The 22,285-nt window shown below is 61.8% G+C and carries 21 protein-coding genes; 8 read left to right on the plus strand and 13 right to left on the minus strand.

Annotated features, from left to right (window positions below; all coding sequences use genetic code 11):
- Nucleotides 1-20 precede the first annotated feature (20 nt).
- The gene (locus tag AC3ZU9_RS01470; RefSeq protein WP_490090209.1) at nt 21-461 is read left to right on the plus strand and encodes an Lrp/AsnC family transcriptional regulator; all 441 of its coding nucleotides are present in this window, start codon (nt 21-23) and stop codon (nt 459-461) included.
- An 8-nt stretch (nt 462-469) separates the two neighbouring features.
- Here AC3ZU9_RS01470 and xylB read toward each other — a convergent pair whose 3' ends face one another.
- From xylB to AC3ZU9_RS01495, 5 genes are read right to left on the minus strand one after another with little or no spacing between them, the layout of a single operon-like run.
- The gene (gene xylB, locus AC3ZU9_RS01475) at nt 470-1,930 is read right to left on the minus strand and encodes a xylulokinase (protein ID WP_490090210.1); all 1,461 of its coding nucleotides are present in this window, start codon (nt 1,928-1,930) and stop codon (nt 470-472) included.
- 15 nt (nt 1,931-1,945) lie between these two features.
- Complete coding sequence (locus AC3ZU9_RS01480) at nt 1,946-2,938, minus strand: LacI family DNA-binding transcriptional regulator (RefSeq protein ID WP_490090211.1); 993 nt, start codon at nt 2,936-2,938, stop codon at nt 1,946-1,948.
- 21 nt (nt 2,939-2,959) lie between these two features.
- Nucleotides 2,960-3,892 (minus strand): ABC transporter substrate-binding protein, encoded by a 933-nt coding sequence (locus AC3ZU9_RS01485; protein WP_012724292.1) that lies wholly within the window; start codon nt 3,890-3,892, stop codon nt 2,960-2,962.
- A 34-nt stretch (nt 3,893-3,926) separates the two neighbouring features.
- The gene (locus tag AC3ZU9_RS01490; protein WP_012724293.1) at nt 3,927-4,904 is read right to left on the minus strand and encodes an ABC transporter permease subunit; all 978 of its coding nucleotides are present in this window, start codon (nt 4,902-4,904) and stop codon (nt 3,927-3,929) included.
- The gene (locus tag AC3ZU9_RS01495; protein WP_012724294.1) at nt 4,897-6,426 is read right to left on the minus strand and encodes a sugar ABC transporter ATP-binding protein; all 1,530 of its coding nucleotides are present in this window, start codon (nt 6,424-6,426) and stop codon (nt 4,897-4,899) included. Before AC3ZU9_RS01495 ends, AC3ZU9_RS01490 begins: the two co-directional genes overlap by 8 nt.
- A gap of 325 nt (nt 6,427-6,751) precedes the next feature.
- On the opposite strand from AC3ZU9_RS01495, the gene AC3ZU9_RS01500 reads away from it, so the two are divergent.
- From AC3ZU9_RS01500 to AC3ZU9_RS01515, 4 genes are all read left to right on the plus strand, one after another.
- Nucleotides 6,752-8,092, plus strand: coding sequence for a sensor histidine kinase (locus AC3ZU9_RS01500; protein ID WP_102061490.1), 1,341 nt, complete (start codon nt 6,752-6,754; stop codon nt 8,090-8,092).
- The gene (locus AC3ZU9_RS01505; protein ID WP_320400733.1) at nt 8,077-8,460 is read left to right on the plus strand and encodes a response regulator; all 384 of its coding nucleotides are present in this window, start codon (nt 8,077-8,079) and stop codon (nt 8,458-8,460) included. The genes AC3ZU9_RS01500 and AC3ZU9_RS01505 overlap by 16 nt, the downstream gene beginning before the upstream one ends.
- Before the next feature lie 9 nt (nt 8,461-8,469).
- Entirely contained in the window at nt 8,470-9,699 is a 1,230-nt protein-coding gene (locus AC3ZU9_RS01510; RefSeq protein ID WP_490090212.1) for an EAL domain-containing response regulator, read from the plus strand.
- A gap of 83 nt (nt 9,700-9,782) precedes the next feature.
- The gene (locus AC3ZU9_RS01515; RefSeq protein WP_490090213.1) at nt 9,783-11,135 is read left to right on the plus strand and encodes a cation:proton antiporter; all 1,353 of its coding nucleotides are present in this window, start codon (nt 9,783-9,785) and stop codon (nt 11,133-11,135) included.
- On the opposite strand, the gene AC3ZU9_RS01520 is transcribed toward AC3ZU9_RS01515, so the two are convergent.
- The 3 genes from AC3ZU9_RS01520 to AC3ZU9_RS01530 all read right to left on the minus strand — a co-directional run bounded on the left by AC3ZU9_RS01520 (nt 11,126) and on the right by AC3ZU9_RS01530 (nt 12,118).
- Nucleotides 11,126-11,260, minus strand: a complete 135-nt coding sequence (locus tag AC3ZU9_RS01520) for a hypothetical protein (protein WP_490090214.1) — start codon at nt 11,258-11,260, stop codon at nt 11,126-11,128. The two genes, AC3ZU9_RS01515 and AC3ZU9_RS01520, sit on opposite strands and share 10 nt — an antisense overlap.
- 11 nt (nt 11,261-11,271) lie before the next feature.
- Nucleotides 11,272-11,484, minus strand: coding sequence for a hypothetical protein (locus tag AC3ZU9_RS01525; protein WP_046036315.1), 213 nt, complete (start codon nt 11,482-11,484; stop codon nt 11,272-11,274).
- Nucleotides 11,485-11,569: 85 nt separating this feature from the next.
- Nucleotides 11,570-12,118, minus strand: coding sequence for a hypothetical protein (locus AC3ZU9_RS01530; protein WP_064054645.1), 549 nt, complete (start codon nt 12,116-12,118; stop codon nt 11,570-11,572).
- A gap of 417 nt (nt 12,119-12,535) precedes the next feature.
- Between AC3ZU9_RS01530 and AC3ZU9_RS01535 the strand changes: the two genes are divergently transcribed.
- Complete coding sequence (locus tag AC3ZU9_RS01535) at nt 12,536-13,945, plus strand: circularly permuted type 2 ATP-grasp protein (RefSeq protein ID WP_046036314.1); 1,410 nt, start codon at nt 12,536-12,538, stop codon at nt 13,943-13,945.
- 2 nt (nt 13,946-13,947) lie between these two features.
- Nucleotides 13,948-14,898, plus strand: coding sequence for an alpha-E domain-containing protein (locus AC3ZU9_RS01540; RefSeq protein ID WP_012724311.1), 951 nt, complete (start codon nt 13,948-13,950; stop codon nt 14,896-14,898).
- Here the strand turns inward: AC3ZU9_RS01540 and AC3ZU9_RS01545 are convergent.
- The 3 genes from AC3ZU9_RS01545 to AC3ZU9_RS01555 form a co-directional block, all read right to left on the minus strand.
- On the minus strand, nt 14,895-15,836 hold the full coding sequence (locus AC3ZU9_RS01545) for an alpha/beta fold hydrolase (protein WP_122811539.1): 942 nt from the start codon (nt 15,834-15,836) through the stop codon (nt 14,895-14,897). The genes AC3ZU9_RS01540 and AC3ZU9_RS01545 overlap by 4 nt on opposite strands.
- Before the next feature lie 79 nt (nt 15,837-15,915).
- Nucleotides 15,916-18,171: an ATP-dependent DNA helicase gene (locus AC3ZU9_RS01550; protein ID WP_490090215.1), complete on the minus strand. Its 2,256-nt coding sequence runs from the start codon at nt 18,169-18,171 to the stop codon at nt 15,916-15,918.
- Nucleotides 18,168-19,814: a VRR-NUC domain-containing protein gene (locus tag AC3ZU9_RS01555; protein ID WP_490090216.1), complete on the minus strand. Its 1,647-nt coding sequence runs from the start codon at nt 19,812-19,814 to the stop codon at nt 18,168-18,170. Before AC3ZU9_RS01555 ends, AC3ZU9_RS01550 begins: the two co-directional genes overlap by 4 nt.
- A gap of 185 nt (nt 19,815-19,999) precedes the next feature.
- On the opposite strand from AC3ZU9_RS01555, the gene AC3ZU9_RS01560 reads away from it, so the two are divergent.
- A complete protein-coding gene (locus AC3ZU9_RS01560; protein WP_046036312.1) occupies nt 20,000-20,224 on the plus strand; it encodes a YgdI/YgdR family lipoprotein in 225 nt (74 codons plus the stop codon).
- Between the two features lie 135 nt (nt 20,225-20,359).
- On the opposite strand, the gene AC3ZU9_RS01565 is transcribed toward AC3ZU9_RS01560, so the two are convergent.
- Complete coding sequence (locus tag AC3ZU9_RS01565; protein WP_490090217.1) at nt 20,360-21,769, minus strand: polyurethane esterase; 1,410 nt, start codon at nt 21,767-21,769, stop codon at nt 20,360-20,362.
- A 36-nt stretch (nt 21,770-21,805) separates the two neighbouring features.
- A partial coding sequence (locus AC3ZU9_RS01570) for a TolC family protein (protein WP_490090218.1) occupies nt 21,806-22,285 on the minus strand: 480 nt, incomplete at its 5' end.

A 22,285-nucleotide genomic window follows, 5' to 3' on the forward strand; every position in this document is an offset into this window, starting at 1 on the left:
TTTCTTATTAGGCAAATACCATGATCGACACCATCGACCAGCAACTGATCGCCGCCTTGATGGACGACTCGCGCCTGTCCCTCAAGGCCCTGGCGGGCATCACCGGGCTGTCGTCACCCAGCGTTGGCGAACGCCTGCGCCGCCTGGAAGAGCGCGGCGTGCTCACCCACTACACCGTAGACATCGACCCCAAGCACTTTGGCTACCTGCTGCAAGCCATCGTGCGCATCCGCCCGTTGCCGGGCAAATTGCAGGAGGTGGAGCGCCAGATCCAGGCCATCCCCGAATTCACCGAGTGCGACAAGGTCACGGGCGAAGACTGCTTCATCGCGCGGTTGCACGTGCGCACCATGGACCATCTCGACAATTTGCTCGACCGGATCAACGCGTATGCCGAAACCAACACGGCAATCGTCAAGAAAACCCCGGTGAAACGGCGCTTGCCGCCTTTGGCGGATTAGCGTCTCCACTATTCGTGCAGCGTCTTAGCCGCCGCCAGCAACCCCTGGAACTTGTGATAACGCGCCTCCAATACTGCTCGCTGCGTGGCATCGGGGAAGTACCGCGCTTTCACCGCCATCCCTGCCTGAAGCAAGGCCGCCCCTTGGCCGATCGCCAGAAACCCCAGCTTCGCCGCGCCCACGCAGGCACTCAACTCACTGCCGTGCAAGGTGAAGACCTCCCGCTGCAGGATATTGGCCAGCAACTGTGCCCAATATTCACTCCGTGCGCCGCCGCCGACCAGGGCGCAGGCGCCGAGGTTGGCCCCAGCGGACTCCACCGCGTGCAACGCATCCAGCAAACCAAACCCCACCCCCTCCATCACCGCATAACCCAGCAGGGCTGGCGTGCAGTCATGGCCAAGGCTCATAAAGCCACCGCGCAATAACGGGTCGTTATGCGGCGTGCGTTCACCGGCGAGGTAAGGCAGGAACAACGGCGTGTCCAGGGGCACCGGTTGCCCCATCGGCAATTGCGCCTGCACCTGATCCAACAGTGTTTGCTCATCCGGCATGCCCGTCAGGCGCGTCACCCAGCGCAAGCAACTGGCGCCGGCGAGCATCGCGCCCATGGTGTACCAACGGTCCGGCAGTGCATGGCAGAAGCTGTGTACCGCGCTGGCCGGGTTGCCGGCGGCGTGGTCGGTGATGGCGACGATGGCCGCGCTGGTGCCCAGAGTGATAAACCCGTCCCCTGCATTGATTGCACCGATACCCACCGCCGCCACCGGGTTATCGCCACCGCCGCCGGCGATAACGACCGAAGCAGGCAAGCCCAGTCCGTCCACGTTTAACCCAGCGCTGGCGGCACCGCCTTCCACCAACCTGGGCATCTGCTCAAGCGTGAGGCCTGTTGCTCGCAGCATCGGGACGAACCACTCACGCCGTGCCACATCCAGCCACAACGTACCCGCAGCGTCGGACATTTCGCTGATACGCTCGCCACTCAAGCGCAAACGCAGGTAATCCTTGGGTGACAACACGCAGTCGATGGCCTTGAACACCGCTGGCTCATGCTGTTGCAGCCACAGCAGTTTCGGCGCGGTCAGCCCGGCCATCGGCAAGCTGCCGGTCACGTCCGCGAACGCCGCGCCCAGCTGCTCGGCCTCGGCGATGGCGCGGGAGTCATCCCACAGGATCGCCGGGTACAACACGCGGTTGTCAGCTCCCAGCAATACCGCGCCGTGCATCTGCCCGGAGAGGCCGATACAGGCCACGTGGGCGAACGCCGCATGCCCGCGCAACTCGGTCAGCGCCTGTAAACACGCCTGCCACCAGTCTTCCGGCGCCTGCTCGGACCAGCCGCTATGGCGCCGCGACACACTCAGGCGCACGCCGGCGTGGGCCAGCACCTGCCCGTCGAGGTCCATCAGGATGGCCTTGAGTTCCGAGGTGCCGAGGTCGATGCCGAGGGAAACAGGACGGCTCATATGCAGGTCTTCCAATCAATCGCAGCCACATGAATTACGCCATTGCAAGGTCGGCGCCAGGCGCACGCTGTGGGGCGGTGCGGTGGGACACGCCATGCGTTGCAACAGCAGGTTTACCGCCTGGGCGCCGAGTGCCTGGACCGGCTGAGCGATCAAGGTCAGGCGCGGCACGAAAAAATCCGCCCAGTCGAAATCATCAAAGCCCACCAGGGCCATCTGTGACGGCACGTCGATCTGCGCGTCACGCAGGGCCTGCATGGCGCCGAGCGTCATCAGGTTGTTACCGGCCATGATCGCCGTGGGCGGCGCCGCCAGGCCGAGCAGCCGCACCGTGGCTTGCCGGGCGGGCTCAGTATTGGAGCCGCCGTTGACCAGCAGTTGCGGATCAAACACCAGCCCCGCCGCCTGCAGCGCAGCCCGATACCCGGCAACGCGCTCGTCGGTGGTGCTGAACCCCTCGCGCCCGGCGATAAAGCCGATCCGACGGTGACCATGGGCAATCAGGTGCTCAACCAGGGCCTGGGTCGGCAGGGCATTCTCCACCCCGACCTGGTCGAAATGCTCGCTCATCATGCGGTCCACCAGCACTGAGGGAATTTCGTTGGCCCGCAGGTACGCCAGGGCCTTGGAGCCGTTTGACGGCGCCAGCACAATCCCGTCGACCCGCCGATGATGCAGCGCCGTGACCACCCGCAATTCCTGCTCCGGGTCGTCGTGGGTATCGACAAACAGCATCATGAAGCCGTGCTTGGCGCACTCGGTTTCAATCGCGTGCACGGTTTCGCTGAAGTAATGGTTGGACAGCGCAGAAATCGCCACGCCGATGGTGTTGGTACTGGAGCGGGCCAGCGAGCGCGCCAGAGTGTTGGGGATGTACCCCAACGCCTGGATCGCGTGCTGCACCGCCTGCACCGTGGCCGGGCTGACTTTGCGGGTGCCGTTCAACACGTGTGACACGGTCGACGTCGACACCCCTGCCCGGCTTGCCACGTCATCCATGGTCACCACGGTGCAGTTCCTCTCACTGGATCAATGTTTGCTCGACCAACCACTGTAGGTAGCGACGTTGTCGCGGGTAATCAGTTTTGGCGTGAGCAGGGTAATCGCTTCGGCAGGGGCTTTGTCGTTGAGAATGTCATTGCCCACGTTCACTGCGGTTTGCGCCATGGCCCAGGGGTCTTGGCTGGCCGATGCCTGGATCTGCGTGTCGGTCTTCAGCGCGTTCTCGATATCCGGCGCACCGTCCACCGAGGTGATGATGATGCCGCTGCGCTTGAGCTGCTTGGCCGCCAGGTCGCTGCCGATGGCTTGCGGGTCGTTGATCGCGAACAGTCCGTCGATTTTCGGGAAGCGCGTGAGATAGCCCTGCATCACGTTCAGGCCGCCTTCGCGGGAACCCTTGCCGTCCTGGTCATCGGACAGCACCTTGATCTCCGGCGCGGCCGCGAGTGCGGACTTGCAGCCTTTGACCCGGTCAGTCACGGCGGTGACTTGCGGGCCGTTCTGGATAATCACATTGCCCTTGCCGGCCAGCTTGTCCACCAGGTACTGGCAGGCCAGCTTGCCGGCTTCGACGTTGTCGGTCTGCACGGTTGCGTTCACGCCCTTGGCGTCCACGTCCACGGCGACCACGACGATGCCGGCGTCGCGGGCTTTCTTGATGGCCGAGGCCATGGCGGACGGGTCGACGGCGTTGATCAGGATCAGGTCGACCTTGGAGGAGATGAAGTTATCGATCTGCGAAAACTGTTTGCTCAGGTCATAGTCGGCGGACACCGAGGTGACCTTGACGTTGGGGTTCAATTCCTTGGCCCTGGCGGTCGCGCCGTCGGCCAGGGTCACGAAATACGGGTTGCCCAGTGAGCCCATGCTGATGCCGAGCGCTTTCAACTCTCGGGCCTCGACGACGTGGGACATCAGGGCAGCCAAGGCAATGACGGGAAACATGCGTTTAAGGTTCATGCGGGTCTCTCTTGTGATTGTTGTATGAGTGAAATCAGGTCCGCGCACCGGACTGGCGATAACGATCCAGCGCCACGGCGCCAATGATCACGATGCCCTTGATGATGTACTGCCAGATGTCCGAGACGCCCAGCAACACCAAACCGTTGGTGAGTACCGCGATGATCAGCGCACCGATCAGCGTGCCGCCGATGGTGCCGACGCCGCCGGTAAAGCTGGTGCCGCCGAGGATCACCGCGGCGATCGCATCCAGCTCATAGGATTGCCCCAGTTGCAGGCCGTTGGCGGCGAACAGGCGCGACGCGCTCATCACCGCGCCCAGCCCGGCCAAGGCGCCGGACATGGCGTAGACAAACAGCAGCACCTTCCACACCTTGATCCCCGACAACCGCGCCGCTTCAGGGTTGCCGCCCACCGAATAGATCTGCACGCCCATCACCGTGCGGCGCAGGATGAACCACGACAGCGCCACCACCGCCACGGCGATCACCACCAGCCAGGGCACACCGAGGATCGAATCATTGCCGATAAAGGCAAACGGCAGGTCCGGGTTGAAGACGGTCTTGTCGTCCGCCAGCAGGCGCGCCAGGCCGCGCATGGCGGTCAACGCACCGAGGGTGACGATAAACGGCGGCAGGCGCATGAAGGCGATCAACCCGCCGTTGACCAACCCGAGTAGCAGCCCGAAGCCGATACCGGCGGCGATCCCGAACATGCCGAACTGCGGCGACATTGACGCTTGCAACGCCACCACCGCCGACGCCGCCAGGATCGCGCCCACCGACAGATCGATCCCCGCCGTGAGGATCACAAAGGTCATGCCCGCCGCCAGCACCACGTTCACCGAGGCCTGCTGGGTAATGATCGACAGGTTCTGCACCGTCAGGAAGTTCTCACTGGCCAAGGCAAAGCCCACCAGTAACAGGATCAGCACCGGCAACATGCCCACCGTGCGCATCAGTTCGCGTGCGCGCTCAGCTTTACCGATTGTTGCAACATTCAATTCAGCCATTGGCTACCACCTGATCGCCACCGGTGGCGAGGTCAATAATACGTTCCTGGGAAATAACCTGGCCTGACGCGCCGCCGACTTCAGCCACCAACTGGCCTTCGCGCATGATCAGCACGCGGTCGCAGGTGCCGATGATTTCCGGCAGTTCGCTGGAGATCACCACGATGCCAACGCCGGCCTGGGCCAGTTGATTGATGATGCGGTAGATTTCGGACTTGGAGCCGATGTCCACGCCGCGCGTGGGCTCGTCGAGGATCAGCACATGCGGCTTGACCTCCAGCAGTCGCGCCAGCAGCACCTTCTGTTGATTGCCGCCGGACAAGGCGCCGACATTGACCTTGCCCGACGCCACGCGGATCGATAGCGACTTGATCGCGTCCGTGGCGCGCTGCGCGGCATGCCCGCGATCCAGTACGCCGGCATGGGCATCCGGCACGCAAGCGCAGACGTTGATGTTGTCGGCCACGCTCATGTCCAGGAACAGGCCTTGGGCCTTGCGGTCTTCGGTGAGGTAAACGACGCCTGCGCGAATGGCATCCGCCGGGGTGCGCAGTTGCGTGACGGTCTTGCCGACCACTTCCAGCGTGCCGGAGGTGCGCGGGTCGGCGGCGAAGATCAGGCGCGCCAGCTCGGTGCGCCCTGCCCCGACCAGGCCGGCAATGCCCAGCACTTCCCCGGCATGCAGGTCAAAACTGCAGTTGCGCACGCGCTTGCCGTCGGCCATGTCGCGCACACGCATCACCACGTTGCCGGGGTTGTAAGCCGCGTGTTCCTTCTTGTAGAAGCCGGACAGGTCACGACCCACCATCATTTTAACCAGCACTTCGGCCGACAGCGCCTCGCGGGTCAGTTCGCCGATGTATTGGCCGTCGCGCAGCACGGACACACGGTCCGACAACTCATAGATCTCGGCCATGCGGTGGCTGATATAGATGATCGCCAACCCCTGGCTGCGCAGCTGTTTGATCAGCGCGAACAGGCGGTCGGTCTCACGGGAAGACAACGGCGTGGTCGGTTCGTCCATAACCAGGATCTTGGCGTGGGCGTGCAAGGCGCGGGCGATTTCCACCAGTTGGCGTTCGGCGATCGACAGGCTGCTGACCCGCGTTGCCGGGGTGAACTCCGCGCCCAGGCGTTGCAGCACTTCGATGCAACCGGCCTCCATGCCCTTGCGGTCGATGGTCCAACCGCGCCGCAGTTCGCGGCCCAGGTAGATGTTCTCGGCCACGCTCAGGTTGGGGCACAGGCTCAGTTCCTGGTAGATCACGGCGATGCCGAGGGCTTTGGCGGTGGCAGGGTCGAAGGTGGGAATGGTTTGACCGCCAATGCGGATTTCACCGCCAGGGTCGGCTTGGTAGGCGCCGGAGAGGATTTTCATTAGGGTGGACTTGCCGGCGCCGTTCTCCCCCATCAAGGCGTGGATTTCGCCGGGGTAGACCTTCAGGCCGACATTCTTGAGCACGCGCAAACCGTTGAAGGTTTTGCTGATGCCCTGCATCTCAAGCAAGGGTTCAAGGCTCATGGATGAGCTCCTGGATTTATTATTTTTGTTGTCGATTGAGGCCGACTCTAATGTAGATACATTTGCTTACGCAAGCGCTTGCATTGACCATTTATCGAAAGGTGAAACGTTTCATCACGTCGAATTCACGATAAAGATGTCTTTTTTCGTCATACCTATCCGTTTGAGTGTATGTGCAACGGGTCAGCCATCAAAACGCCACAGTCTCTGCTATTGTTCTTGAACCTCATCTCCTCCTCATCGCCCCAAGCGGTCTTCTGTGAGTATGCTCTGCGCCCTCGTCGTCTGACGGTGGCGGGCCTGAACGTCACGGAATAGCCTAGCGATGGACACACCGTTACCCGAACAACCGCAATCGCGAGCGGAAAAGATCGTCGAATTCAAGCGCCAGAAAACCTTGCTCAAGACCGGCGCCCTGCAGGACGCGATCTTCAACAGCGCGTACTTTTCCAGCATCGCCACCGATGAAAAAGGCGTCATCCAGATCTTCAACGTCGGCGCCGAACGCATGCTCGGCTATGCCGCCGCCGATGTGGTCAACCGCATCACCCCTGCCGACATCTCCGACCCCGTCGAACTGATCACCCGCGCCGCCGCCCTCAGCCTGGAGCTGGACACGCCGATCACGCCGGGTTTCGAAGCGTTGGTGTTCAAGGCCTCGCGTGGCATCGAAGACATCTATGAGCTGACCTATATCCGCAAGGACGGCAGTCGCCTGTCGGCCATGGTCTCGGTGACCGCCCTGCGCAACCGCTACGACACCATCATCGGCTACCTGTTGATCGGCACCGACAACACCGCGCGCAAGCAGGAAGAGGCCGAGCGCAAAGGCTTCGAGCGGGCGCTGGAAGAGAAGAACCTGGAGCTGGAACATGCCAGCCATATGAAGTCCGAGTTCCTCGCCACCATGTCCCATGAACTGCGCACGCCGTTGAATGCGGTGATCGGCTTTTCCGAGGCGCTCAAGGATGGCCTGGTCGGCGAAATGAGCGACACCCAACGCGAATACATCGGCGACATTTTCACCAGCGGCCAGCACCTGCTGTCGCTGATCAATGACATCCTCGACCTGTCCAAAGTCGAGGCCGGGATGATGGAGCTGGAGCTGGAAGCCGTGGAGCTGGCGGGGTTATTGGCCAACAGCCTGCTGATCGTGCGGGAAAAAGCCGCGCTGCAACGCATCCAGTTGAAACTCGAAAGCCCCGAAGACCTCGGCTGCCTGGCGCTGGACCTGCGCAAGACCAAACAGATCGTCTACAACCTGCTGGCCAACGCCGTAAAGTTCAGCGAGCACGGCAGCTCAGTGACGCTGACGGTGCGCCAGGTGCCCCGCGAGCAAGTCGGGCAGATTCCAGGCGAATGGCCGGTGTACAACTTTGCCTTGCCCGATAGCCCCCACCAACAGTTCCTCGAGTTGAGCGTCAGCGACACGGGCATCGGGATTGCCGAGGACGACATGGGCAAGCTGTTCAAGGCATTCAGCCAGATCGACAGTAGCTTGGCGCGCAAATTCGAAGGCACCGGCCTGGGGCTGGCGATGGTCAAGCAATTGACGGACCTGCATGGCGGCAGCGTCGCCGTGGCCAGCCGCGCAGGCTGTGGCGCGCGGTTTGTGGCCTGGCTGCCGCTGCACCGCGCTGCGGAGGCTGCATGGCCAACATCCTGATCGTTGAAGACAATGAGGCCAATATGCGCCTGGCGCGCTTATTGCTCGTGAATGCAGGTCACACCGTGCTGTGGGCGCCCGATGCCGAAACCGGCCTGACCCTGGCCCGCGAACAGCAACCGGCGCTGATCCTGATGGACATCCAGTTGCCGGGCATGGACGGCCTGGCCGCCACCGCGCTGCTCAAGGGTGACCCGCTTACCGCACACATCCCGGTGATTGCCCTGACGGCCATGGCGATGAAAGAAGACCGTGAAAAAACCCGGCTGGCCGGGTGTGACGCCTACATCATCAAGCCGCTGCGTTACAAAGAGCTGTACCAGGTGATCGACACCTTGCTGCAACAGCACACCAAACCCCTCATATGAGTCCTCTCCATGGCCAGCCAACCCGCGACGCTGTTGATCGTTGATGATGAACCTCAGGTTCGCAAGCTCCTGGAAACCTTGCTGCAACACGAGGGCTACCAGACCCTCAGTGCGGGCAGCGGCGAAGAAGCCCTGCAATTGGTGGCGCAACAGCCACCGGACCTGATCCTGCTGGACATCATGATGCCAGGCATGGACGGCTACGAAGTCGCCAGCCAGTTGAAAGGTGATGAAACCACGGCAGGCATTCCGATCATCATGTTGTCGGCCCTCAGCGAACCGAGTGCACGGGTCAACGGACTGGAGGCCGGCGCCGAGGAATTCATCACCAAGCCCGTGGAGCGTGTCGAACTCTGGTTGCGGGTACGTAACCTGTTGCGGCTCAAGACGCGCGGCGACTGGGTGAGCCATTCGCGCGAGCTGGCACAACGCCCTACCGGCATGAACGTGCATGACCTGGCCCGGCAAGACTTGGAAAATGCCTTGCGCCAGGCCGTCGAACACCATGAATTCACCCTGCATTACCAGCCCAAGGTCGAGGTGGCCAGCGGCCGCCTGTGCGCCCTCGAGGCGTTGCTGCGCTGGGAACGGCCGGACTATGGCGCCGTGTCGCCGGCCGTGTTCGTGCCCATCCTGGAAAGCCTGGGCTTGATCGTGCCCGTGGGGCGCTGGGTGATCGAACAGGTGTGCCGACAGATCGCCGAGTGGCAACAAGGGCCGATTGGCCCGGTGGAGGTGTCGGTCAACGTCTCCGGTCATCAGTTGATCGAAGGCGACCTGATTGCCGATATCGCGCGCCTGCTCAAGCAACACCTGGTCGAGCCGCACTGGCTGGAAGTGGAACTGACGGAAGGGTCGTTGATGGAAAACACCCAGCACACCATCGCTAGCCTGCAACGCCTGCACACCATGGGCGTGAAAATCTCCATTGACGACTTCGGCACCGGCTACTCGAGCCTGGCGTACCTGCGGCGGTTTCCCATCGACACGCTGAAGATCGACATCGCGTTTATCCGCGAAGTCACCAGCAACCCGCAGGATGCGGCGATCACCCGCACCATCATTGAACTGGCCCACAGTCTCAACCTGCGGGTGGTGGCCGAAGGCGTGGAAACCCAGCCGCAGTTGGCGTTTTTGAAAGAGGCCGGCTGCGATCAGATCCAGGGGTATCTGTTCAGCCGGCCGTTGCCAGTGGAAACCTTGGAGCGCCTGTTGCTGGAGCGCTTAGAGGGGCCGTGAAATCGGCGTGGGCGCAATCACATTGAACCTGCACGCGACGCTTGCTCTCAAACCCGGACAGACCACGGCCCGGTAGATGTCCGATGACTTTTATTCTATGGATGGCCGTACTGGGCGCCGTATTGCTCACGCTTGCCCTCACCTCCTCTTACCTGCGCTGGATGCCGGTCACGACCTCGGCGGTGTGCCTGCTCCTGGGCGTAGGGATCGGCCCGCTGGGCGTCGACCTGTTGCACCTGGATATCAAGCATTCCGCGCGCTGGATGGAGCACCTGACCGAAGTCGCGGTGCTGTTTTCGCTGTTCGTCAGCGGTTTAAAGCTGCGTCTGCCGCTCAAACACCGGCTCTGGCGCATCGCATTTGGCATGGCCGGGCCGGTGATGCTGCTGACCATCCTCGGCCTCTGCCTGACGCTGCACTACCTGTTTGCAATGTCGTGGGGTGTGTCGCTGCTGGTGGGGGCGGTCCTGGCACCGACCGATCCGGTGCTGGCGGGACTGGTGCAGGTCAATAACGCCCAGGATTATGACGCGCTGCGCTTCGGGCTGTCTGGTGAAGCAGGCTTGAACGACGGCACCGCCTTCCCGTTTGTGATCTTCGCCCTGCTGTTCATGCAGCACGGCGGGTTTGACGGTGACTGGCTGGGCGGTTGGGTGCTGAAGAACCTGGTTTGGGCGGTACCGGTCGGGTTGTTGATCGGCTATTGGATGGGCCGCGGCATTGGCCGGGTGACGCTGTGGTTGCGCATCACCCACAGTGACAGCACGCTCTCGCCCAATGACTACCTGACGCTCGCCTTGATCGCGCTGGCCTACGTAGTGGCCGAAGCGGTGGGCGGTTATGGCTTCCTGTCGGTGTTCGCGGCAGGGCTTGGTCTGCGCCAGGCGGAATTTCGCTCAACCGGCAGTTCGCAGACACCCTCGGAGCACCTTGCGCTGCCGGTGGTGGGTCACCTGGAAGTCGAGCCCGAGCACGCGCTGCAGGGCGACGTCAGCGAATTGAAAGATACCCAGATCGCCGCCGGCGTGATGATGGGCGACATGCTCTCTTTCGGCAGCCTGGTGGAGCGTTCGATGGAGGTGTTCCTTGTGACGGTGCTGGGGATCGTGCTGGTGAGCCATTGGGATTGGCGCGCGCTGCCGGTGGCGGCGTTGTTATTCTGTGTGATTCGCCCGATGGGCGTGCTGGCGATGCCCTGGGGGCGTCTGGTCGACCTCAGGCAGCGCGGCCTGATGGGCTGGTTCGGGATTCGTGGGATCGGCAGCATTTACTACCTGTTCTACGCGCTCAATCATGGGTTGATCGGCACCAGCAGTGCGGTGGCCGTGAACCTGACCCTGTCCGTCATTGCCTTGAGCATCGTCGTTCATGGCCTGAGTACCCAGCCGATGCTGGCGTGGTATGAACGACGTGCCCAGGTGAAAGCTCAGTCTTGACCCTCGCTATTACCCACATCTGCCGCGTCATCCAGATCGTTGAGCGGCACTTCTGCATCGTCCATCAACGAACCCGGGTCTTCATTGCCCGGATCGTTGAGTTCTTCGTCGAGTTCTTTTGACATGATCGTCTCCTCTAACCGCCTTGGGTGTCGATATCAGCATCGGTTTCAGGCTTGGGCTCGCGCTCGGGCTTGAAGTCTGGACTGTAGTCGTTTTCCTTGGCTTTGGGGTCTTTGGCCGGAACCGGGTCCTTGGGCGCGTCGGCAGCGGTACCCGGCGCCGGTTCGCCGCCGTCGATGGCCGGATCATTACGGTTATCGAGTTGGGGGTCTTTATTCGTGCTCATGGGTCACCTCTTGGTAGGCCGGAGGGAAATCAGCAGGGCCTGAAGGTAAGGCGCTGCGCCGACCGGCGAAGTTCCGTCCGATTGCTCACCGGATCGGATTGTCGACCTGGATATAGAACGCATAAATCCCCAGCACCAGCCAGAACACCATGAACAGCCAGGGCGCACGCATGGAGAACAGCAACGACTTGCGATAGCCCTTGTGGGACGACTCCATTTCGGAAAACAGCGGCGACTCATCGTAGGCCAAGCCCATCACCGGCTCGCTGCGCAGCAGTTCGCTTTGCTTGTAGTGCCAGTGGTCGATGATCTCGTACGCGGCCCGAATGCCTGGCCAGGCGTTAAGGGAGCTGAGAATGCCTAGCGCGACCAGGAACACCGGCACCACCAGGGTGAACAGCTTGCCCCACTCCGGGTTGAGGTTGCCCATGCCGGACACAAAGGCGATGACCAGGAACGACTGCGCGGTGAGGTAGGCGTCGGTGCGGTTGGCCAAAATGGTGGTTTCGTACTGGATTTCGCGCCGGTAGAAATCGAGGCGGTCCTTGGGTGAGCCGAAGATTTTCGCGTTGTGTTCGCTGTGGTCGGCCAGCGCCGCTTCCGGCGTATTGGGAGAAGGAATGATTCTGGGCACGACAGTGCTCCACACAGGTTCGAGTCCTATTAGAAGAATCGGGGGTGGGTGAAGTTCAAGTTTGTTCGCGCACCATTCCGGCGCACTGCGTGCCCCACGGAAGACAGGGCTCTTGTAGTGAGCGGGCTTGCCCCGCGCTGGGCAGCGTAGCGGCCCCCAACAAACAGGAGCGCTACGCACTCCAGCGCGGGGCAAGCCCGCTCACTACACAGAATTTGGGCGTTTCGGCACAGGCATTGCTTAAACCATTCATCTGCCCGAATAAAGGAGCATTCGTTACCCCCCGACCCAGAGCCGACCCCACAAGAAAGTAAGGACCAGGCCCATTGGCACCATCGGCCACGGGCTCATAAAAATATGCGGTTTTTTAAGCGGCAGTGCCACCCAAGCTCTCCTCGGCACTGACAAGGTACTGGAATGGCTCTATCTTTCTTCGATGAAATGAATGACGCGAACGGCGCGTGCCGCGCGCACTATCAGGATTTCTCCCGCTGGCTGGCGAATACGCCGCCGGAACTGCTGGCCCAGCGTCGCCGTGAAGCCGATTTGCTGTTTCACCGCGCCGGGATCACCTTCACCCTGTATGGCGACGAACAAGACACCGAGCGCCTGATCCCCTTCGACATCATCCCGCGCAGCATCCCCGCCAGTGAATGGAGCGTGATCGAACGCGGCTGCATCCAGCGCGTCAACGCGCTGAACATGTTCCTCGCCGACATCTACCACGACCAGCGCATCATCAAGGCCGGGATCATTCCGGCGGAGCAGGTGCTGGGCAACGAGGGCTACCAGAAGGCGATGGTCGGCCTGGACCTGCACCGCGACATCTACTCGCATATCTCCGGGGTGGACCTGGTGCGCGACGGCGACGGCACCTACTACGTGCTGGAAGACAACCTGCGCACCCCCAGCGGCGTGAGCTACATGCTCGAAGACCGCAAGATGATGATGCGCCTGTTCCCCGAGGTGTTTGCCAAACAGCGCATTGCGCCGGTGGACCACTACCCCAACCTGCTGCTCAAGACCCTTAAAAGCTCAAGCCGCCTGGACAACCCCAATGTGGTGGTGCTGACGCCGGGGCGCTTCAACAGCGCGTTCTTCGAGCATGCGTTCTTGGCACGGGAAATGGGCGTGGAGCTGGTGGAAGGCGCCGACCTGTTCGTGCACGACCTCAAGGTGTTCATGCGCACCACCGATGGCCCCAAGCCGGTGGACGTGATTTACCGACGTATCGACGACGCCTTCCTCGACCCCAAGGCCTTCAACCCCGAATCGATGCTCGGCGTGCCCGGCCTGGTCGCCGCCTATTGCGCCGGCAATGTGGTGCTGGCCAATGCCATCGGCACCGGCGTGGCCGACGACAAGTCGATCTACCCCTATGTGCCGGAAATGATCCGTTTCTACCTGGATGAAGAACCGGTGCTACAGAACGTACCCACTTTCCAGTGCCGCAAACCCGATGAGCTGTCTCACGTCCTGGCCCACTTGCCGGAACTGGTGGTCAAGGAAACCCAGGGCTCCGGCGGCTACGGCATGCTGGTCGGCCCGGCCTCCACCGCCGCCGAGATCGAGGACTTCCGCCAGCGCATCAAGGCCCGTCCTCACGCTTACATCGCCCAACCGACCTTGAGCCTGTCCACCTGCCCGACCTTTGTCGAAAATGGCATCGCCCCACGGCATATCGACCTGCGGCCGTTTGTGCTCTCGGGCAAGGAAACCCGCCTGGTGCCCGGCGGTCTCACCCGCGTGGCGCTGAAGGAAGGCTCGTTGATCGTCAACTCGTCGCAAGGCGGCGGAACCAAGGACACCTGGGTGGTGGAGGGCTGAGTATGTTGAGTAGAACCGCCGCAGATTTGTACTGGATGTCCCGTTACCTGGAGCGTGCCGAGAACCTGGCGCGCATGCTGGAAGTCAGTTACTCGCTGTCGTTGATGCCCCAGGCCGGGCGCAGCGATGGCCTGGATGAACTGGCCATGTCGTTGCTCAGCAGCGGCACCCTGGACAGCTACCTTGAGCGTCATAAACAGCTGGACGCCGAACGCATGCTGCATTTTTTCGCCCTCGACGAAGAAAACCCCGCCAGCATCTACAACTGCCTGCGCGCTGCACGTGGCAATGCCCACGCGGTACGCGGGCGCATCACCGCCGACATGTGGGAAAACCTCAACGCTACCTGGCTGGAAATGCGCAGCATCGCCGCCGGCGGCCTGGCGCGGCATGGCATCAGTCACTTTTGTGACTGGGTCAAGCAGCGTTCACACCTGTTCCGTGGGGCGACCTCCGGGACAATCATGCGCAACGACGCCTATCGGTTTATCCGCTTGGGCACTTTTGTCGAGCGCGCGGACAACACCCTGCGTCTGCTGGATGCGCGTTACGAGATGTTTGGCGAAGAGTCGGAAGAAGTCAGCGACTTGTCGGCACGCGGTTATTACCAGTGGAGCGCCCTGCTCCGCGCGTTGTCGTCGTTTGAGGCGTATACCGAGCTGTACCCGAATGCCTTGAATGCGCGGTCGGTGTCGGAGCTGCTGTTGCTGCGCAGCGATGTGCCGCGTTCGTTGCATGCGTGTATCGAGGAATTGAGCCATATCCTGGCGGATCTGCCCGGCAGTTATGGGCGCACGGCGCAGCGGTTGGCGGCGGAGTTCGAGGCGCGGCTCAGGTATACCGGGATTGATGAGATTCTGGAGGATGGTTTGCATAGCCGTCTCACGGAATTCATCGACACGGTGCGCGAGCTGGCGCGGGCGATACACAGCTCATACCTGGAAGTGGTCTAAGCAGCCCCCGCTTTCCCTAGAAACCCGAGCATCAGTGCGTTGACCTGCTGCCCTTGCTCGTTCTGGATCCAGTGGCCACAGTTGAGCAGCACATGCTGCTCAAGGTGAGGCACTGACTCAGGCATGCGCTTGAGCGTGTGGGCCTCGAAGACCCCGACCGGGTCGCGGTCGCCGATCAGGAACAGCGTGGGTTGCAGCACCTGCTTGCCGGCCAGGCTTTCTGTGCGTTGCCAGTTGCGTTCGAAGTTGCGGTACCAGTTCAACGGGCCGCGAAACCCATGCTCGGCGAAGGTGTGCACGTAGACCTCCAGATCCGCCTGGGAGCACCAGTGCGGCAAGGCGCGGGGTGCCGGAACCCCCTCAAGCAACCTGGCATTCGCGGGTTTGCTTTGCAGAAACACATCCTGATCCTGCATGAACAGGCGCAAGGTACGCTCGATATCGGCGTTCAACTCCTGCTCGGCGACGCCCGGTTCCTGGAAATACAGGATGTAGTTGAAGCGGTCGGCGTACAGCTCGCGCATGATTTCAATCACCGGTCTACGGGCCCGCCCGGCAAACGGCACCGACAGCGTGATCAAGCGCGTGATCCGTTCAGGTTCGAGCAACGCCAGGTGCCAGGCCACGACCGCGCCCCAGTCATGGCCGACCATGACCACCTGCGCATGGCCAAAATGGTCCATGGCCTGCTGGATATCGCCACACAGCGTCAGCAGATCATAATCGGCGATCTCGGCCGGCGAACCTGACTGGCCGTAGCCGCGCATTTCAGGGGCAAACACCCGATAGCCCGCAGCCGCCAGCGCGGGAATCTGCTCGCGCCAGGAGTGCCAGCACTCCGGGAAGCCGTGAAGCAGCCAGATCGGCCTGCCGTCTTCGGGACCGGCGATGTGGACGCTTAACTCAATACCGTTGACGCAGATGAGTTGCTCGCTCATTGGCATGGCCTTTTCGAGGTTTTCCCCAGCGTGCGGCATTGTTTTCAACGCCACCAGCATCATTGATCGCGGGAATGCCTCATGCAACCGCCCACCAACGCGGCAACAACTGACGTACCCGCGCTTCGCCGAAGCGGTCATCGATCAACATCACCACGCCACGGTCCTGCTGGCTGCGGATGACCCTGCCCGCTGCCTGCACCACTTTCTGAATGCCGGGGTACAGGTAGGTGTAGTCGTAGCCTGAACCGAAGATCGCGCCCATGCGCAGTTTCATCTGTTCATTGACCGGGTTGAGTTGGGGCAACCCGAGGGTGGCGATGAAGGCGCCGATCAAACGGGCGCCGGGCAGGTCGATGCCTTCACCAAAGGCGCCGCCGAGCACGGCAAAGCCGACACCCTGGCTGTGTTCGGTGAATTGGTCGAGGAACGCCTGGCGCTCGGCCTCGGCCATGCCGCGTGACTGTTGCCAGAGTATGATCTGCGGGTGTCGCTCGGCCAGCAACTGCGCCACCTGCTGCAGGTAATCAAAGCTTGAGAAGAACGCCAGGTAGTTGCCAGGCTGCGCGGTGTATTGGCGGGCGATCAGTTCAACAATAGGTTCCAAAGAGGCGTGGCGATGCACGAAACGCGTGGAGACCGCATCGACGATGCGCACCTGCAATTGCTCGGCCTTGAACGGCGACTCCACATCGACCCAGGCCGTGTCCGCCGGCAAACCGAGCAAATCCGCGTAGTAATGACGGGGGCTCAGGGTCGCGGAAAACAGCACGCTGCTGCGGGCCGCAGTCAAGCGTGGGCGGATGAATTCGGCGGGCACCACGTTGCGCAGGCACAGGGTTGAGCTGCTGCGTTTGCCGCTGAGCTGGCGTTTGCTGATGTCGAAAATGAAGTGTTCGTTGAACAGCTCGGCGACTTTGGCAAATTGCAGCACCTCGAAATAGAAGGCTTGCAGGTCGCCGCTGAGCGATTCGGGATGCTCATTGAAATACTCGCCCATGCTGCTGGCGCACAGGCTCAGGGCCTGCAACAGTTTTTCCGGGCGGGCGGCATAAGCCTGGTACGGCGCGATCTGGTCCTTGTGCAGCGCGTTCCACTCACGGTTGAGGCGCTGCAAGGGTTTTTTCAAGGGCTCGGGCGCGACGTCGCGCAGGGTCTTGAGGTGGTATTGGTCGAGGCTCGCGCTGTACATCGAGCGGGCCCGTTCGACCAGGTTGTGCGCTTCGTCCACCAGCACTGCCGCGCGCCACTGGTTGAGCTGGGCCAGGCCGAACAGCATGGCGCCAAAATCGAAATAGTAGTTGTAGTCGGCGACCACCAGGTCGGCCCAGCGCGCCATTTCCTGGCTCAGGTAATAGGGACAGACGTCATGGGCCAGGGCCACGTCGCGCAGGTTGCGCTGGTCCAGCAGGCGCACCTTGGACGCGGCGATGCGCGCGGCGGGCAAGCGATCGTAGAAACCCTTGGCCAAGGGGCAGGCGTCGCCGTGACAGGCGTTGTCCAGGTGCTCGCAGGCTTTGTCCCGCGCCACCAGCTCCAGGACGCGCAATTGCAGCTCGGGGCTGCTGGTGTGCAGCACGTGGGCGGCGTCCAGGGCGAGCTTGCGGCCGGGGGTTTTGGCGGTAAGGAAGAACAGCGTGTCCAGTTGCTGGGGCGCCAGGGCCTTGAGCAACGGGAAAATCGTGCCGATGGTCTTGCCGATGCCGGTAGGCGCCTGGGCCATCAGGCAGCGGCCGGTACTGACGGCCTTGTACACCGATTCAGCAAGCGAGCGCTGGCCAGGACGAAAACCGGCATGGGGAAACGCCAGGGCCTGCGCGGCCCTATTGCGCGCTTCGCGGTGCGCCATTTCCTGCTGGGCCCAACCGAGGAACAGCGCGCATTGCTGGTTGAAGAACGGCTCCAGTTCGCTGGCGTGGAAGTGTTGGTTGAGCACCGTCTCGCCCTCGCCGACGATGTCGAAGTACACCAGCGCCAGGTCGATCTGCGAGAGGCCGAGTTTCTGGCACATCAACCAGCCGTACACTTTGACCTGGGCCCAATGCAGTTGCCGGTGGTTGGCGGGTTGGGCGTCGAGGTCGCCGCGATAGGTTTTCACTTCTTCCAGGCGGTTGGCGTCCGGGTCGTAGCCGTCCGCCCTGCCCCGCACCTTGAGTTGCTGGTACTCACCTTCGAGCGCCACTTCATTCTGGTAGTGCGGGCTGCGCCGCGAGGCGACGGTGCGGTGGCCGACAATGCCTTCCTGGGCGCTGGGCGACGGCGTGAAGCGCAGGTCCAGGTCACCGACCTTGGCCGTGAACTCACACAGTGCACGCACGGCAACGTTGTAACTCAAGCGGACGCTGCCCAGCGTACATAGCAGACCGTCACCGGCATCTGGTATTCACCGCAGAACTCCAGCCAGCGCAGCTGGTTGTCTTGCAGGCGATCGCCGGGGCCCTTGACCTCGATCATGCGGTAGGTCTTCTGCGCGGGCCAGAACTGGATCAGGTCCGGCATGCCGGCGCGGTTGGCGCGGATGTCCAGCAGCAGCCGTTCAAACCAGTAGCGCAGGTGTTCGGCGGGCAGGCAGGCCAGGGCCTGCTCCAGCAGTTCTGCGCTGAGCAGGTTCCAGAACACGAAGGGCGACTGGATCCCCCATTTTTCGCTGTAGCGTTGGCGGATGGTGGTTTTGTAGCGCTCGTCCTGCAATTGTTCGAAACACGCGGCGAACAGCGGCGCGCGGCGCAGGTGAAAGTCTTCACTGTGCAGATCCGCCGGCCCACGCTGGAACGGGTGGAAAAACGAACCCGGCAGCGGCGCAAAGATCACGTCCCAGCACAACAGGCCGAACAGCGAGTTGATCAGGCCGTTTTCAACATAGTGCACCGGCCCATCAGGCTCGCTGAGGTGAGCCTGCACGCAATACTCCACCGACATCAGCGGGTCCGGTAGCGCGAGTGCCAAGTCCAGGCGCGTGACCGGCCGTGGCTTGACCTTGGGCAAGGCCGGCTTGCCCAGTTTGCGCCGCAGGCGTGGCACCACACGCAGCAAGTGCTGCTGCTCGGCGGCGCTTTCCGGGGCCTGTTGGGCGGCGTTCGCCAGGGCCATGGCTTGCACGTAGTGCTCCTGGCGCTCCAGCACACGGATCAAGCGTGAGCGGGCGCCGGGGTAGGCGCAGGCGCGATAAATCTGTTCCGCCAGCGCCAATTCGGCAGTGCGCTCGCAATATTGACCCACTTGGAACAACAGCTTGGCCCGCCGTTTTTCCAGCCAGGGATTGTCGGTGTTCAATGTGGCGACCTGGGCCAGTACCTCCTCCAGCGCCGCACCGGTTTCAAAAGCCTGCTGGCACTGGTGCAGGAACAGAAAACCCTGCACGTCATCACGGCTGCGCAAGCCACGGGATTCGGTGCAGAACTCGACTTTTTCGTAGGTGTAGATGCCCAGGTCAGCCAGCACGAACTCGGACCAGTCCTGATGCAAGTTGCCGAAGAACATCAGGCGCAGACGATCGCACAGGTCCATCACGGTGAGGCTGTACAACGTGTCGGCAAGGTCGGGGCACCAGTGGGCAAAGCAGCGATTGTCGGTGAAATGCGCCGACAACCCTTCCAGCCAATCGGTTTTCTTGGCTTTGGGTTGTTCGATCCAAGGCTTGAATGCAGCGAGAATCTCGCCTTTTTGCAGCAAGGCGAACAACGCGTCAAAGGCCAGCAGGCATTCGTCGTCAACCCAGCCCAGCTCCAGCAATGGCCCGGCAGCGGCCTGGGTGCAACCGATCTCCACATAGTTGAGCTTGCCCGCACGAAAATGCACGCCCTTGCGCATCACCATGCGCACCAATAAGGCCTGGGACGCTTGCGGCAACCTGTCAAATTGCTGAATGAAATGCTCTTCGTCCGGGTCGAGCAGATCCGCATAGCGTTGCCCCAGCCAATGCAGGACTTGGCGGAAGTTATGCAGGTAATAGAGCGGTTCTTCGAGGGGATTGGCCATGGCGCGCAGCGATCAAATACTGGTTATGCATACAGAGTGCCGTCGCAAAGGCCCGGTTGCAATCGGTAATAGATAAATGGCGCCTGCAACTTTTTACATAAAAGTGATCAGATGCTGAAGTCGATGGCGTAACATTTGTCGCCCACGGCCTCTGGCGTGGGACTTTCACGGTTAAGGTAAGGGTTATGAACATGAAGAATTTGGGTCTGCCGCTGGTTGCACTCACTTTTCTGGTATTGGCCGGTTGCGCGACGCAAACCGTAGTGACGATGCAAAATGGCACTCAGTATTTGACCAAGGACACCCCAAAAACCAAGACCGCCGACGGTTTTTACGAATTCACCGATATCGCCGGCAAACGTGTACGGGTGAAGGCCGACGACGTCGCCACCGTGCGCAAGGAAGACTGATTCCCAAAGCCGAAACCTATCAAATGTGGGAGGGGGCTTGCCCCCGATGGCGGTGTACCCGTCGATAAATGCGTTGGCTGCTCCACCGCAATCGGGAGCAAGCCCCCTCCCACCTTTTTCAACTGCATTTCAGTCCTAGCCGATCACCACCTCGCCCAACCCTCCACTCACCCCGACCAACGTCACCGAATCGCCCCCCACACTGATCACCGTATCGCCTCCGTGCTCCCGGTAATCCACACTCCCCTGCAGATCCTTGAACACCAGCTTGTCCGTCGATTGATAGCCAATCACCCGGTCTTGCCCGAAATGTCCGCTGAACAGAAAAGTGTTATGCCCGCTGTTATCACGGAGGGTGTCGTTGCCCTTCCCGCCCTCGATAAAATCCACGCCCTTCCCTCCTTGGATCAGGTCATCGCCGTCACTGCCGATGATGAAGGTATTGCCTTTGTGCGGCTCGGCATTGCGGTTGAGGTCCTGCACCCAGGTGTTGGCCCGCGCCGGGTCTGACAGGTTGGCGACAATCACGGTGGCGTCGCGGCTCATCTGCTCGTAGAACCCTGACTCGAGAATCCGTGTCATGCCATCGCCATACCCGGTGGGCAGGTGCGAGAGCCAGGTCGGCAGGTTGGCGATGGAAAACGGCAGCACGTTCCACACCGTCGAGGCGTAGTGGTCGTTGAAGCTGACGATGTTATCGGTGGTCGACTCATGGGGTTTGTCGTGCACGCCCAGGGACGACAGGTTGAAGGATGAGCCATCCAGCGCACGGAATACCGGGTCGTTCTCGTAGCCGATATTGAGCACCTTGTCGCCGGCACTCTGGGTCGGCGACGCGTAGGCCACGTAGTGGGCGTCCTTGTAGAAGCCGCCCCATTTGTTACCGCTCAGGTCCGCCAGGCTGTTGACCGCGAGGCCCCCCAGGCTATGCCCGCTGACCAGCACGTCCTTGCCACTCAGGCCATGGGCGCTGGCGTAGTCGGCGACGTTCTTGAGCAAGCCGCCAAAGGCTTCGCCGGCGTAATTCTTCGCGTAATCCTTGGGCCCCAGCGCCGCCAGCAGATCGCTGACCAGGTCGCCGATGGAGTCGCTGATCAGGGTTTCCCGCGGCCCCGAGGTGCCGCGAAAGCCGATGCCGATTTCCAGGAGTTTGCCGGCGTCATCGTACTTGCCCAGCACCTCGACCTGGGCCGTGGTGTAGCCTGCCTTCTCGCCGAAGAACGTGCCTCGTGCATCGACCTTGCCGCCGTAGCCCAGTGTGCTGGCGCTGATCGGCGTCCAGCCGGCCTTTTGCACCGCGTCCAGGGCGGCTTTCTCTGAATCCGGATTCCACGGTAAGCCGGGGATAACGCCCTGGGAATCAGTGCTGCCGAGCAATGCACCGACCAGCGTGGCCGGTAGGCCCAACCCCAGGCCATTGTGTTGGTAACCCACGGCAAAGCCGTTATCCAGGTTGTGATAGGTGTACAACGTGATCGCCATCGCATCCGCGAACAACGCCTTGGAGCCCTCGGTGCCGAGGTTTTTATAGTCAAATATACCCATGCCAGTCCTCTCTTATTGTTGTTTAACACCCAAAAATCAACGTCCAAACGCCTCATCCACCTTGGCCAGGTCGGTGTCACGCAAGTTGCCGGCGTAGTAATGCAATTTGGTCCAGGCCATCAGGTAGTCATAGCGTGCCTGGGCCAGGTCGCGCCGGGTGCTGTAGAGCTGCTGCTCGGCGTTCAGTGCATCAAGGTTGACTCGCTCACCGCCCAGGATGCTCTGCTTGGTCGACACCACCAGCGCTTCGGCCGATGCCAGGGCCTTTTGATAGGCGCGCAGCTTGCTCACCCCCGACAGGCAGGCGCTGAACTGCCGACGCAGTTCGATCAGGGTTTCGCGGGTCTTGCCCTCCAGCTCGTACTCGGCCTGCTCCATGGCGCGGCTGGCCTGGCGGGTGGACGCCGAGATGCCTCCACCGGCATACAGCGGCAGGCTGACTTCGACGCCGATGGTGTTGGTGTCGTAGCGCTGGTTGTAAGTGTTGCCGCTGTCGGACTCCTGCTGGCGCGAGCT

Source organism: Pseudomonas sp. A39 (assembly GCF_058145955.1).